We start from the raw sequence: 12,980 nt of genomic DNA on the forward strand, positions 1-12,980 counted from the left end.
ACAATATTTATCTGAACAGGCAGCTTACGAAAAAAGTGGAATCATTTTTAAGATGTCCACATATATTGCCAAGCCTCTGGCCCGAGGTAATTTTGTGAACAAGATTAAATCAATATGGAAAAGAAACTCATTGCAGAGATCAATATAGAAGGAAAAGAAATTACACATTTTGCTTCCTTCGTCCTTCAACAGGCTTTTAACGAACATCACTATTTTGAACTGCGCTTTAACCACGACCAGATGGGGGCGCCAGGACTGATCAGCTTAGATGATAGCCGCGATTTTGTAGGTAAAACCTTAACGGCCTCTTTTGGCCATTCGGCAGAAGGTATGCAGAATTTTGTAGGCCTGGTTTCTAAAGTTGAACTATCACAAAGTCATGGTTACCATGGTGTTTTAATTGTAAGCGGTTATAGCCCAACTATTTTAATTGATCGTGGACCTGATTTGGGCTCATATTTAGATAAAGACCTGAATGAGATCGTGAAATTGGCAACTAAAGATACGCCTGCCAATGATTTAAAAGTGGTGGCCAATGCCACAAGAAATACATCAATCGATTATATTATCCAATATCGTGAAAGTGATTTTGCTTTTTTGAACCGCCTTTCGGCCGAATATCACGAGTGGCTTTTTTACGATGGCAAACAGCTTAATTTTGGAAAACCCAATACCCAAAAGGACATATCGCTGTTTTATGGCCGAGATGTTCAGGAAATGCAGTATGCAATGGAAATTGCACCCATAAAAAATAAACGGTTCTCCTATAATCCCAAGCAGAACGAAATGCTGCTGAGCGAGAGTACAGGTAAAGTAGATGGCACACCCGACTTGTCTCATGCTGTAAAAGCTTCTAACCTTACTTTTAGTAAAACCTTCAACCAGCCTTCATTAATCAGGGTAGATAATAACAACGACATTAAAAACCTGGTAGAAAATGAAGAGAAAGCTAATACAAGTGAACTTTTAAAAGTAACAGCCAGGGGCGATAATGCAGGTTTAAGCATAGGCAGTATTGCCGAAATTACGATGAGCCTCCGTAAAGAGCTTGCTTTTACATCTGAAAGTCTGGGTAAATTTCTTATTACCAGTATTACACATCATATCGACGAAAACGGCAAATACCACAATACTTTTGAAGGAAAAGTATCCACAACCGAACGTTTACTGGTAAAGAACTTCGAAAAACCACAACCAGATATGCAACTGGCAGATGTGATTGATAATAACGATCCGCAAGGCCAGGGGCGTATTAAGGTTAAATTTAAGTGGGAATGTTTAACCAACGATGTTACAGAATGGTTGCGTGTAGTTACGCCAAGTGCCGGTGTTGGTGATAGGGGTAATAACCGTGGATATTTCGCCATACCAGAAATCGATGATCAGGTGATGATTGCGTTTGAAGAGGGGAATATCGCTCGCCCTGTAGTAATGGGAAGTGTTTACCACAGCTCCAGTGTAGATAGTAGCCCATTGATTAAAAACCACCTTAAAAGTATCATTACCAGAAGCGGTCACCTTGTTGAATTTGACGATGATGCAGGCACACAGGGCATAAAAATTACCGATATCCATAATAATATTATCCATATCGATACCAAAGGCAATAATATTACCATTACCGCTTTGGAGAACATGACGTTAAACTGTAAGAACATGCAGATTAATGTGGAGGAAAATATGGATGTGAGCGTGGGCAAAGATCAATCTTCTTCTATTGGTAATAACCAAACCACTTCAGTAAATAAGGATATAAATACAACAGCAGGAAACAATTATTCACTGAGCGCAACCGGAGATATTCAGGAAAGTTCAGATAAAAGGTCGGAATTTGTAACTAAGGATTTTGTAAGGCAATCAGAAACATCTAACGAACTTGCAAGTGAGATTTCGATGTTTAGCCAAAAAGAAAATATGAGCCTGCAAAGTGGTAAAACTGTAGAAATTAACAGTGCAGAGAAATCAAAATTATTCTAGTTATGGCAATTACAAAACAATCAAACAATATGAAAATCAAGGTTCGCTCTGATTATAGTATGGTTGTGGGGCAAAAATCCGTAAAAATGGCCGATAAGCTAAATGTTGAAGCGATGTACAATAATTTGGTTTTGGCAAGTAACAAACAGGTTGTTGGCGAAGGAAATAAATAGGCTATGGCAAATGTTCAATTCAAAAGTTATACGCCAACATTACTAGAAATCGAACCCAAGTGTTTGGTACATTTTCGTCCGCACGGCAATTACAATGGCGAGTTTGGCTTCGATTGGGTTAGGCTCGGCGATTCGGGGAGTAAAGGTGATGTGTGGTATAAAAACATTACCGGCTATTATGATACGCCAAAATTGGCAAATGGCGACTACGATTATTGCAACCCTAAATTTGTGCAAAGTACAAAGGAGTATGATAATATGGTTTTCGGAGAGTACAGGCGTTTTTCTGTTCCCTGGAAAACAACTAATAAAGATGCTCCATATATTTATCCTATTCCCTATATGACATTGCTTCCCGAATATTCGGCCAAGCTAAAATTAATTGTTGAAGTGGAGGAGGAACCAGAGAAATTCGAATTTAAGTATAATGAAGAATATTTTGAAGTTGCGGTAGATACGGGTTTGCCGGTAACAAAGGGGATTTCTAAAATAGACAGTGCAATAACCGTAAAGTGTAAGGCTTATTTTGAAAGGGATGAATTTATTGAGGTTTATGCTGTGAAGGGCAGTGAACAATATCTGGTAGGCCAGCTTATTGTAAAACGGAACCATACCAAATTCCATCACTTTGTTAAAATCTGTTTTGTAAACGTAATTATGGGCAAAAACAAATCAAATATGAACCTGGCGAATGAAAAAGCAGCTTTAAGGAAATATTTGAGGCAGGCGTACATCAAAGCGGAGATTAAAAGTGAAACCATTGTACTCTCGGGCGAAAAGGAAATCCGTGCTGCACTTGATAACTATAGCAGCGATCCTAAAGAATCTGTATTTTACATTTTGGAGAAAAACCTTTACCAGCAAAGGCAAAAAAACTATCTCGCATCCAAATACAATACCTATCGGAAGGTATACCTTACCCCAATGATTATTGAAAGTAATGCATGTGGCAGTAAGGGCTATCTACTGGGCCGTTCGCAAGATATTCCAAGCAAAAAGGGATTGGAAAGACCAAGCGTGATCATTGCTGATATAGTTAAAACAAATAAAAAACTGAAAACTTCACCAAGCACTGATGAGGCCACTGTTGCTCATGAAATTTTTCATAGCATGGGGCTTCAGCACACTTTTGTTAATGGCAGCAAATATGTTTTCAAAGAATATGAAACGGATAACATTATGGATTATTACAGCAAAAAAACAGCAATTAAATCCAAGCAGTTATACAAATGGCAATGGGAACAATTATGGGCACTACTATAAAATTTGTTAAAATAAATGCACTGCTTGGCCTCTTGGTTTTATTGTTTTCGTGCCAGCAAACCAAGACAGAAAAGGTAATAGCAAAAAACACAGCATCAGATAAAATAATTAAAACAGTACAACAGGATAAAGCGGCACAAATGAGGAAGTTTGATATTGATAATTTCGAAAAGCAGATGATCGCAAATCCTCTTTATGATGGAAAAACACTTGAAGATGGATCATATGCACAGGAATATTATATTCCAAAGCCCAATGCGGATACAGAGCCCTTTAACCGAAATGCTGCTCAGTTTTTTGTAGAAAAGATTCGCCGTAAAGATGGGTTTGAAGAACTGATTACTTATTACAGTAGTGGAAATATTAAAGAATATAATGAATTTTTTTCGATTGAGCTCGAAGTGGGTATCTGGAAGTATTATGATGAACAGGGCAACGTGACTAAAACCATCAATAAAGACTCGGATTACAAATTTACGTTGAACGATGTGATCGTATATGGTAAAAAAAATGGTGTCGATTTCCACGATGACGGCGATTTACAGCGGGGTTTTAGCAGTCGGTTTAAAAAGAATGTATGGACCATAAGTTGGATTGAAGATGTGCCATCAGCCGATAGTATCGAGCATTTTTGCATACTTGATGGCGATAGCGGGGCGGTATTGGAACGCCAGAAACGGGCTGCGCCAATACGCAAAGTGGGTTAGGTAGTTATAGGAATTAGCTGATTTTGATTTCAGAGGCAAACCAATGGATATTTCAAATAAAACAGTACACTATTCAGGTATAAACGCCCTTCGTTTAGAATGGCCTGCCGAACTATCTGTAAAATATGGTGTTTTAATCACTTTTAATGAGGGCGAAGAAAATAGCAACGAAGTGAAATACGAAGTGCGTATTACCAGGTTAAAGCCAGGTAAAGATGGGGAACCTTTATTTCAAATCGAACGGATCAGTGATGTTTTTGTAAATGAAATCTTGCCCGATCTGGTAGCCGATCGTTTGGCCTATGCCGCCGGAAAAGTGTTTTATCCTTTGGTAATTACTGTTGATCAAAATGGTGGTTTTCAAAGCATTTATAATCACCAGGAGATATTAAAAAGATGGCAATCTGTTAAAAATAAGGTGCTGGATAATTTTGAAGGGAGCCTTGTAGAAGACTATTTAGAGCGGATGGAAAAACAGTTAGCCAATGCTGATAGTATAAACCTGGCATTTTTAAATAACGATTGGTTTATCCACACTTTTTTTAAACCACTCTATAAAGAGTATGGGCAGCACCGTACCGCCGAATCGGTATATAAATTTCCGATAGCAAAGGATTTTAATGTTGAAGGTTATATAACCGAAGAAAAATTAAGCGGACAAACCAATAGTTTTGGTGCTATAGAATTATTGCACAATGGCACCATTAAACCTTTGGAAGATGATTTATATATCGCAAATAGAGCTACAGGCGATTATGAAGGGTATTACCTTTTACATCCTAAATACAAAAGGATCATATCAGTAGTTTCTGATTTTAATTATGGCGCACCGCTTATGTCAAAAGTTAAGGTGAAAATTACGGTTATCCCCAAAAGCGGAGAAGAATTTGATCAGGATTTTCAGCTAGATACCAATGTTAAAGGTTTGCCGGTAACAGAAATGGTAGTAATTGACGGGCAGACATCGAGAAAAGGATTTTGGGACCGTTTATTAAATAAGTAACACATGGCAGAGAAACATATTGTAGTTCAGGGGGCACAATGCATGTGCAAATTTGGATCGGCGCCCGATAAATTAAAGGTGCTTACGCATACTAAAGAGTACGCTAATGATAAAGATGGAAGCAAGAAGTTAATCGCAACAACTGTAGATATTGGAACAACATTCGAAAAGAACATGTTTGGCTCCTGCTCAAAAATGTACAATAAACCTTGTAATGCGGTGGTAACCAAATGGTCGGGCTTTTATGAGGATACGATTCTCACCAACGGAGGCAAGATTTTGCTTGAAGATAGCAAGGCTACCTGTCCGATAGGTGGCACTGATTGCATCGAAATTGTTCAGCATGGACAAAAAGCAGAGGCTTCGAAACAAAATTTCGATAACGCAAATAAAAATGTACAATCACAACTCAACCCTATGTCAGAATCTTTAGATGAATCTGCTAACAATTTTGAAGGTGTTGACGTAAGTGTTAAAGCATAAAGTATGGCAAAGGGAATAAAGAAAATTGTATGGAGCGGCGAAGGTAAGGTGTACAACGCTACTAAAGGATCGATACCTGGTCAGTTAGTGGTTGTAGCTCCTGATCAGTATGTTTGGTTTAAGATAGGGGAATGGCAACCCGGCACTACAGAGCAAGATAAAAAGAAGGATGTAAAATGGGCTGTTTTTAATGACAAAGGAATTATTGATCTTCAGAAAACAATACCCAGTAGTTTTAAATATGGTTACAGAATCCCCAAAAAACTATGCGGCCCCTATTTATGGTATATTGAAGCAACATGGAGTGGAAATTTTGATAGTAAATCAGGCTTAAAGATCAGGGGTGAATCACCAGCAAAAATAATCGCAAGTAGATGGACTCAAAATGAAGGTGGGGCCGATGTACGCAAAACCTATCAGTTCTCTTACGGCGAATTAATTTGGTTAAGACTTTTTACCGAGGGTTTAAACGGCTATAATAATGTAGAAGTGCGGGTGTTCAGAAAACTCAGGGCCGCATTGGGCTTGTGGCCAAAAGATGATGAGGTAACCCGTAAAATTTATAGGGTAAATGTAATCAATGGAGAAATTAACCTGAAGATTCCCAATACCTATTCCTGGTACCAATCTATGAATGATAGATCGGAAGTTGAGGAGTTTTACGTTCGGGTAGTACATCCTGTAACGGGCCAGTACATTGAAGATGATCTTGGAAAAGGCGATACTGCCCATGCCCGTTTTTTAAGGATAAAAGATAAGGTGAAATCGCAGGTGGTTGAGGTGCCACAAAATAGAACGCCGGTTACCATTTATCAGCCCGATAAAAATGCAGCAAGGTTTGAGTTGTGTAGGTTCGAACAGATTAATGTAATCGAAACAGGAGGTAAACCCGTCCTTATTTTTGATAACGGAAAGGGTGTTAAAAATATTCGGGATAAGCGGGAAAAAACGTTAATATCTATCGTTTTTAAATTCGACAGTACTGAGCTTCTGCCAGAAAGCCTTAAACAGCTCAATAATATTTTGCAGTTTTTGCTTGAACATCGATACAGCACTATCCAACTCGATGGTTTTGCCTGTGTAATCGGTAAACAGAATCACAATAATATATTATCAGAAAACAGGGCAAAAACGGTTAGGGAATTTTTTATTAAAGGGAAACTGGATCCCAACCGAATTAAGGTAGCCGGGCATGGTGAAGTGAATCCTACGGATGACAAAATGGGGCAAGATAATATTAAATATAAAAATGAATATGAATATACGAGTAATAGGCGGGTAGATATCACATTTGAATATTACGGGCATAATGCAGAAACAATAATTTATCAGACAATATTGGGTAGTACGCCAAAAAATATTTTAATACAACCAGTCAATTTCGATACCAAAGCCTGTTTTGATCGTAAAAAACATAAGAAAACAATTACCTTATATAATCTTAACGAGAAAAAAGCACAGGAAGAAGGAAAGATTACAATCCCTGCTGTATCTGCTATAGGTAAGGACGATCTTATGCCTATACAATATCTGTGGCCCATGAATAAAGCTACTTTAACATCCTTTTACAGCTCTGCTAACGAATATCTGGTTCATATTCATTCTTGTAGATATTTTTCGGTAGAAAATAACCCTACGGTAAATGTTCAAGTTTATCCTGATATTAAATGGACTTTGACTTTTTTTATCAATCTTACAAATGACCTTAGTGTAAAATGGCAAAACCAACCTGCCGCAAAGCATAAAGAGTTGCAGCGTAAATCCGGTAAGATAGGAGCTGAAAGAAGATGGAAGCAAAAAGATGCATCTTTTGGCTTCGGCCTTAAAGGTGAATGGGATAAAAGTAGTAGCGGTAGTTATCAGAGGAGTAAAGAGCTTAAGGCTGAATATGAAACGAAATTCAAAAAACTTTATGATCTTTTCGCTTCGGTGGGAGCAATGTCTGATGGGGTAACGAATAAGACTAAAGGGCAAGTTAGGAATATAGGATTTAAAGGGTTGCCTATGACATTTGCCGTTAAGCCCCCTAATCTTAACCTCAAAGGAGAATGGAATTTAGAAAGAGCAAAACAAAAAGGTATAGAAATAGAAAAAATAGGCACGAAAGTAGACATCTCTTTTAATGCTGATCCGTTAATAGGTTTAGAGGTAACAATAGATCTTTTGTGTACTGCTGTTGGGCTGGTTGCGGGGGCTGTGAGTGGGGGAACTGCGGCTCCAGGTGCCGTAAGGCTTTATGGATTTATCAAAGATAAGATGAATACGGGCATGGAATTTGGTAATGATGATTTTGGAGCTAAAGTAAGTGCTGATGTTTATATCGATCTTGTTATTTCAAGTGTGATCAAAACCAATATTGGTTTTTCTTTCAACACAGAGAGTGATAAAAGCGATGATCAGAAAAAGCTGGAACTAACAAATACACTTAAAGTTGAACTAAAAGCAGGAGTCTGGGTAAAAGGAGAAGCTAATCTTGTTATCGTAAAAGTTGAAGGTTACTTTGAAATGAGCGGAAAGGGTTATGCATCTGTAACATTTGGCCATGCTCTAAAATATGATGATAAAGGCTTGAATTACCGTCCGCAATTAGGATTCGATGGTTTAAATGCTGAATATGTCATCAAAGGAAAAGTAGGAATGTCAGCAAAAAAGAAAATACCAAGAGGGGAAAATAAAAAACCAGCAGAACTAAAAGGCAGCAGCGAAGATGAAGGGATCATTGCAGAAGGCAAGTATAACGAAGTAATCCCTAAATTTGATGTGATTAAAAGCCTGGAAGAGCTCTTTGGGATTAGTGCTGATATTCCGTTAATTAGAAATTAAACATATGAAAAAAATAGTTTTAATAGGTTTGTACTTTATAACATGTCTATCATGTCAATCACAAGAAAAAATCAATCTGGAAAAAGTCGATTTTGCAGAGAGTTATAAACAGATTCTAAAAAATGTGAAGTTTCAGACAGATGCTCGGGAGATCGTTACCACGCTTCCCGTAGCCTATACCAAAAATGTAAGTCAATACAGATTTGGGAACATTTCTTTTGCAAATAGTAAGGAAAATTCAATAAAGAGTTCTACAGTAGGATTGTTGATCAATAATACTAAAGAACGTCTTACTAAAGGTATTAAAATAGAAGTTGAAGAGACTTCCGCTAGCAATGAACTTTTAGCATACTTAAAATCACAGTATAAAACTCCGAAAGTAATTTCTGGAGTTCCAGAGAAAAATAATGAAGGAAAAGTGTTAGGAAATGCAGCCTATTCCTGGAATCTGAAAGATAAAACAATAGTACTTATTCAATATTACGAATACACAAATAATAAACCAAATATCTCCTCTGTTCTATATATGGTAGACAATAAGGTGATAGCTCCTGAAGTACAACAAACGGTTGTTTCCCGTATTATCAAAACATATACTCCATAATAAATATTTGATAACATTAATATTGTAAGTGCTAATAGGATTACTGAAATGTATAGATTGGTTAAGCTTTAAAAATTAAATAATATGATAAAACAACCGTATTATATGATCGATTTCAGTGCGTCTGCCTGTTTGTTTGAAATCAGAATTAATGACTATCCCGTGATCCATATGAATGTGGAAGGTCAGGTTGCCAGTAATATTCCCATCAATTATGCAATATTGAAAAGTGGTACACAGTCTATATCTCTAACAATTTTACCCAATATCGGCGATCTGGAATTGCATAATAAGTCAGAAGTAAAATTTAATATAAAATTATTTGATGTTGCCAATGATTTTGTTTTTAATCAACAGTTTGGAGATTATCAATCAGATCCTGTTGGAGAAAAGAAATTACCCATAATAAAATATATGAATTCCTTTCAGGCCGATGTCCCATATAACTTAGATGTTTGGCAAAAAGGAAGAAACCTTAAAGATATTGATGATTGTAGAAAAAAACTGGAATCAACGTATAATAAAATCATTAAAATAATTCAGGATGGTGAATATAATAAGTATAGACAATTGATTTCTAAGAGAGAAAATAATATGTCTACCGCCATGTATTTATCAAAAGAAGAATCGGAAGGAAGAATAAATGAACTCATCCATGACTTTAATTCGGGATTTAAAGTTCGGCCTATTTCAAAAGAAAATTTAATGGTCCTTTATGCAAACAATAAAGTTGCTGTTTTGAAAAAGCTTAATGGAGAGTCTGCATTATATCTGGAAAATGAAGAAACACAGGAAGAATTAATGCTCGATATTTCTTTTTACATTCCAGAGGGTGAGTCTGACTTTGAAGTGATCTAGTTATGAAAAGAACATTAATCATTTTATTCGTACCTGCTTTTTTGAGTTGTACTTCTCCAACTGCAGGTTAGGGAAATAAAATTATTGTCATACGTTTTATTCCTCTTGATGTTAACTATTGTCTGTAAAAAGAGGTTATAGATATTGCGCAGTTAACTTTTAATAAACGATATGATGAACAAATCCAAAATAATGTTGAAGTAATTTGACCTGAAAATACAATAATAGGCGAGGTTTAATTTGTTATCAATCAGGTATCAGCAACTCAAAAATAAAATAGTCGAATTAAACAGCACCTAAACACTGGAGCTGTTTTAAATTTTAGCCGTCAAAAATTAATGCTCCCAAAAAACGGATAAATGTTGAAGCAGGCAACCCTTTTATTAATGATAAAAAGGAGTGCACATACAGGTAAATTGAGTAGTTATGACAAATGTTAAGTTTGGAGATTATAATCCATCGCAAGAGCCTAAAGAAACGGTACAATATGTTTATTACACACGTGAAGGTGAATACCTGGGGGGGGTAGCAGGTAGTGCTAAAATTTTTATTACTACTAAGGAAAAGTATGATCAGGCAGTGGCTGCAAAAAATTGGGATGCTCTGAATGATGAAGCTAATTTGGTTAAATACGATAATACAGCGTTAAGTCATGCAGACTTCAGATACATTGCTTACATTATAAGTCACGAATCAGGTAATGCTGATATAAAAGAGCTCAGATGCGTGGCCTTTACCAGTCATAACAGGGCTGTTTCTACCAAAAAAACCTGGCGTTCGTTGTTAGCCTCCGGTTATTCCTCTGTACCAAATAAGAAAGAACTTCCCGATAATAATGATAACAAATCAAAATTGGCGAGATACGCAGTATTGGATGTTTGCTTTGGAGTAAAAGATATTACTGATGGCGCTGAGTTTTGGGATGGAACCGATTTTCTGGCATGGGGTAATTCTGAAACAAATCCCTACAATAAACTGGGGCAGAACAAATTCGATGAATATAAATTCGTTGAAATTCCAAAAGCGATTTATGATGATTTTGTAGCTGCGAACGGTACATCAGCAAGGTATAAGGATAAAGGTAACCATGATGAAAATGCAGATCAGGGTACGCACGAACACCTTAAAAAGAAAGTTAAAAAGCCGGTACTTGGACCAGATGGCAAACAGTTAAAAGGTGCTGATGGTAAGCTACAGTTTAAGGAAGTTGAAGTACCTGACAGAATTAAATATGACATTCCATCAGCTGACTTTGAAGATCAGCAATATTGGATAAGTGGCAATTTTTATTATGATACAAACGTTAAAACCACCAATGGTATTTCTGCTACCATCACCGCAGGCAAAAGTATTTTCTGGAAAATAACCCCGAACCGTTTAACAGCAGCAACAACAAAATAAAATATGGTCAAACTGATATCTGCCTCTATTCTTAATTTGTTGGTTCTTTTTAGTGTAGTAGCACAACAGCCTCCCAAACCAGCAAAAGTTTATTCTGGAATTTTACTAACCCGATTTACAGAAGTCAAATCTGAGGAGGGTAAAGAAAAGGATACGAGTAAAATCTTATATGTGCAGAATAGTTTAAAAGATAGCCTGTTCGTATATAAAATAGCAGATGGCATACTCTCTGAAGCCACGGCCTATATTTTATCGGGCAATAATAAAGGCCTTTACCTGCGGGCTAAATCTATATTAAATGGCGCGGACAGTATTGAGCCATTAAAGATTACCTTTTCCGATGCAGAACATACCGTACTTGTTAATCAGGATGAGTATAAATTATTTCCCGAATTTTATACCAAGGTTAAACAGCAGGTAGGTAAACAGCATTCCGTTATTGGCTTGTTTGATCTTTTGGAAGATTATTTAGAAGAGTATTCAATCAATGATATTTATCAGGTTTTATTGTCTGATAGCCACGGAAGATGGGGAAAAGGTATCCGGCAATCCAAAATTACCACACAGAGAAGCCAATCTGATCTGAAGGATATCTGGAGTTATAAGTATCAGTACAACCGTTCAGGTAAACTGGGATTAGTTAAGGGTACATCGGCAGAAGAAACACATTTTAGTAAAAAAATGAGTTACCTTAATCCAGGTCTCATTGAAATGAACATTTACCGCAATACTGAAGACCGACAGATTATATCCCGTAAAGCAACCTATAATCCATTAAAACTTAATCTGCTCAAATTAACAGAACATGTTGAAATAACCGGAAAAGATAAAGAGGCGATAATTACGACAACTATTGGCAGAAAAATTATAGGAAAATTAAAATCCCTGCGCATGTCGCAGGCTGAAGTAATCAGGTTAGTGGATTCAAAAAAATAGACAGCTAAATTATTTTTTTGTCGCAAAAAGTAACAGCCTGCCCTAAAATGCTACAAAACTTCAAGCTACTGCGTGTATTAAAAATAAGACGTAGAATAGTTTCAAAAAAAATACATTTTTTTTCTTGACAAAAATCTGCCTTCTGCTTGCGCTAGGATAATATTTTCGAAATGGACATGGGTGTTAGCCGTTATAGATGAGCTACATATACAATAATTGGCTTAATTTTTGGTTTATATATGATGTAGCGGAGGCTACAATAAATCAAATTTTTAACCTTTAAATTTTAAAACTATGGCTTTCAAAGCTAGATTAAATTTTTCAGGCAAGGAGTACGATGTGCTTCATTGTGCCTATGCGTTAAACCGTGATGTAGATGCAAAGGGAAGACCCTCTTCCGGAGTTTACGGCGGTACCATCGACATTGAGATCGAGTCAACAGAAGACACCTCAATAATCGAGGCGATGGTAAACAACCAGTACAAACCTATTACGGGAACGCTTCTGATCAAAAAATCGGAGGAAGATGCCAAAATGAAAGAAGTTAACTTCGAAGACGGCTACATTGTTAAATATTCCGAAGGGATCAACATTGTGGGTGATCACCCGATGACGCTCAAATTCCAGATTTCAGCCAGAAAGCTTAAATTAGGCAACGCCGAGCACCTTAACGATTGGCCAAAAGCTTAGTTAGGTTTAAGGCGTAAGGCTTAGGGTTTAAGGTATTTAAACGCCTGGCGCCATGCGCTCTG

General features: G+C 36.8%; 12 protein-coding genes. All 12 read left to right on the forward strand.

All coding sequences use genetic code 11. The features are described 5' to 3' along the window. The first annotated feature begins 114 nt into the window (after nt 1–114). The 12 genes from ACN9MR_RS24310 to tssD all read left to right on the forward strand — a co-directional run bounded on the left by ACN9MR_RS24310 (nt 115) and on the right by tssD (nt 12,918). Nucleotides 115–1,977 carry a type VI secretion system Vgr family protein gene (locus ACN9MR_RS24310; RefSeq protein ID WP_426327061.1) on the forward strand — a complete coding sequence of 621 codons (1,863 nt, stop codon included), beginning with the start codon at nt 115–117 and terminating at the stop codon, nt 1,975–1,977. 29 nt (nt 1,978–2,006) lie between these two features. After that, a complete protein-coding gene (locus ACN9MR_RS24315; RefSeq protein WP_426327062.1) occupies nt 2,007–2,150 on the forward strand; it encodes a hypothetical protein in 144 nt (47 codons plus the stop codon). Nucleotides 2,151–2,153: 3 nt separating this feature from the next. Further along, nucleotides 2,154–3,413: a hypothetical protein gene (locus tag ACN9MR_RS24320; protein ID WP_426327063.1), complete on the forward strand. Its 1,260-nt coding sequence runs from the start codon at nt 2,154–2,156 to the stop codon at nt 3,411–3,413. Further along, entirely contained in the window at nt 3,380–4,120 is a 741-nt protein-coding gene (locus ACN9MR_RS24325) for a hypothetical protein (protein WP_426327064.1), read from the forward strand. Before ACN9MR_RS24320 ends, ACN9MR_RS24325 begins: the two co-directional genes overlap by 34 nt. Nucleotides 4,121–4,163: 43 nt before the next feature. Then, nucleotides 4,164–5,123 carry a hypothetical protein gene (locus tag ACN9MR_RS24330; protein ID WP_426327065.1) on the forward strand — a complete coding sequence of 320 codons (960 nt, stop codon included), beginning with the start codon at nt 4,164–4,166 and terminating at the stop codon, nt 5,121–5,123. A gap of 3 nt (nt 5,124–5,126) precedes the next feature. After that, on the forward strand, nt 5,127–5,606 hold the full coding sequence (locus ACN9MR_RS24335; RefSeq protein ID WP_426327066.1) for a DUF4280 domain-containing protein: 480 nt from the start codon (nt 5,127–5,129) through the stop codon (nt 5,604–5,606). 3 nt (nt 5,607–5,609) lie between these two features. Next, the gene (locus tag ACN9MR_RS24340; protein ID WP_426327067.1) at nt 5,610–8,429 is read left to right on the forward strand and encodes an OmpA family protein; all 2,820 of its coding nucleotides are present in this window, start codon (nt 5,610–5,612) and stop codon (nt 8,427–8,429) included. 4 nt (nt 8,430–8,433) lie between these two features. Continuing rightward, the gene (locus ACN9MR_RS24345) at nt 8,434–9,033 is read left to right on the forward strand and encodes a hypothetical protein (RefSeq protein WP_426327068.1); all 600 of its coding nucleotides are present in this window, start codon (nt 8,434–8,436) and stop codon (nt 9,031–9,033) included. Between the two features lie 84 nt (nt 9,034–9,117). Next, the gene (locus ACN9MR_RS24350; protein WP_426327069.1) at nt 9,118–9,891 is read left to right on the forward strand and encodes a hypothetical protein; all 774 of its coding nucleotides are present in this window, start codon (nt 9,118–9,120) and stop codon (nt 9,889–9,891) included. Between the two features lie 426 nt (nt 9,892–10,317). After that, nucleotides 10,318–11,292 carry a hypothetical protein gene (locus ACN9MR_RS24355; protein WP_426327070.1) on the forward strand — a complete coding sequence of 325 codons (975 nt, stop codon included), beginning with the start codon at nt 10,318–10,320 and terminating at the stop codon, nt 11,290–11,292. Between the two features lie 3 nt (nt 11,293–11,295). Next, nucleotides 11,296–12,228, forward strand: a complete 933-nt coding sequence (locus ACN9MR_RS24360) for a hypothetical protein (protein ID WP_426327071.1) — start codon at nt 11,296–11,298, stop codon at nt 12,226–12,228. 294 nt (nt 12,229–12,522) lie between these two features. Further along, nucleotides 12,523–12,918, forward strand: coding sequence for a type VI secretion system tube protein TssD (gene tssD, locus ACN9MR_RS24365; RefSeq protein WP_116249250.1), 396 nt, complete (start codon nt 12,523–12,525; stop codon nt 12,916–12,918). The last annotated feature ends 62 nt before the right edge of the window (nt 12,919–12,980 follow it).

It is taken from the genome of Pedobacter sp. R-06 (assembly GCF_049913135.1).
In the GTDB taxonomy this organism is placed as follows: domain Bacteria; phylum Bacteroidota; class Bacteroidia; order Sphingobacteriales; family Sphingobacteriaceae; genus Pedobacter.

Bases quoted from the DNA above. Each gene is read 5' to 3' on its own strand.
- ACN9MR_RS24310 (WP_426327061.1), top strand. From the start codon at position 115: ATGGAAAAGAAACTCATTGCAGAGATCAATATAGAAGGAAAAGAAATT.
- ACN9MR_RS24315 (WP_426327062.1), top strand. From the start codon at position 2,007: ATGAAAATCAAGGTTCGCTCTGATTATAGTATGGTTGTGGGGCAAAAA.
- ACN9MR_RS24320 (WP_426327063.1), top strand. From the start codon at position 2,154: ATGGCAAATGTTCAATTCAAAAGTTATACGCCAACATTACTAGAAATC.
- ACN9MR_RS24325 (WP_426327064.1), top strand. From the start codon at position 3,380: ATGGCAATGGGAACAATTATGGGCACTACTATAAAATTTGTTAAAATA.
- ACN9MR_RS24330 (WP_426327065.1), top strand. From the start codon at position 4,164: ATGGATATTTCAAATAAAACAGTACACTATTCAGGTATAAACGCCCTT.
- ACN9MR_RS24335 (WP_426327066.1), top strand. From the start codon at position 5,127: ATGGCAGAGAAACATATTGTAGTTCAGGGGGCACAATGCATGTGCAAA.
- ACN9MR_RS24340 (WP_426327067.1), top strand. From the start codon at position 5,610: ATGGCAAAGGGAATAAAGAAAATTGTATGGAGCGGCGAAGGTAAGGTG.
- ACN9MR_RS24345 (WP_426327068.1), top strand. From the start codon at position 8,434: ATGAAAAAAATAGTTTTAATAGGTTTGTACTTTATAACATGTCTATCA.
- ACN9MR_RS24350 (WP_426327069.1), top strand. From the start codon at position 9,118: ATGATAAAACAACCGTATTATATGATCGATTTCAGTGCGTCTGCCTGT.
- ACN9MR_RS24355 (WP_426327070.1), top strand. From the start codon at position 10,318: ATGACAAATGTTAAGTTTGGAGATTATAATCCATCGCAAGAGCCTAAA.
- ACN9MR_RS24360 (WP_426327071.1), top strand. From the start codon at position 11,296: ATGGTCAAACTGATATCTGCCTCTATTCTTAATTTGTTGGTTCTTTTT.
- tssD (WP_116249250.1), top strand. From the start codon at position 12,523: ATGGCTTTCAAAGCTAGATTAAATTTTTCAGGCAAGGAGTACGATGTG.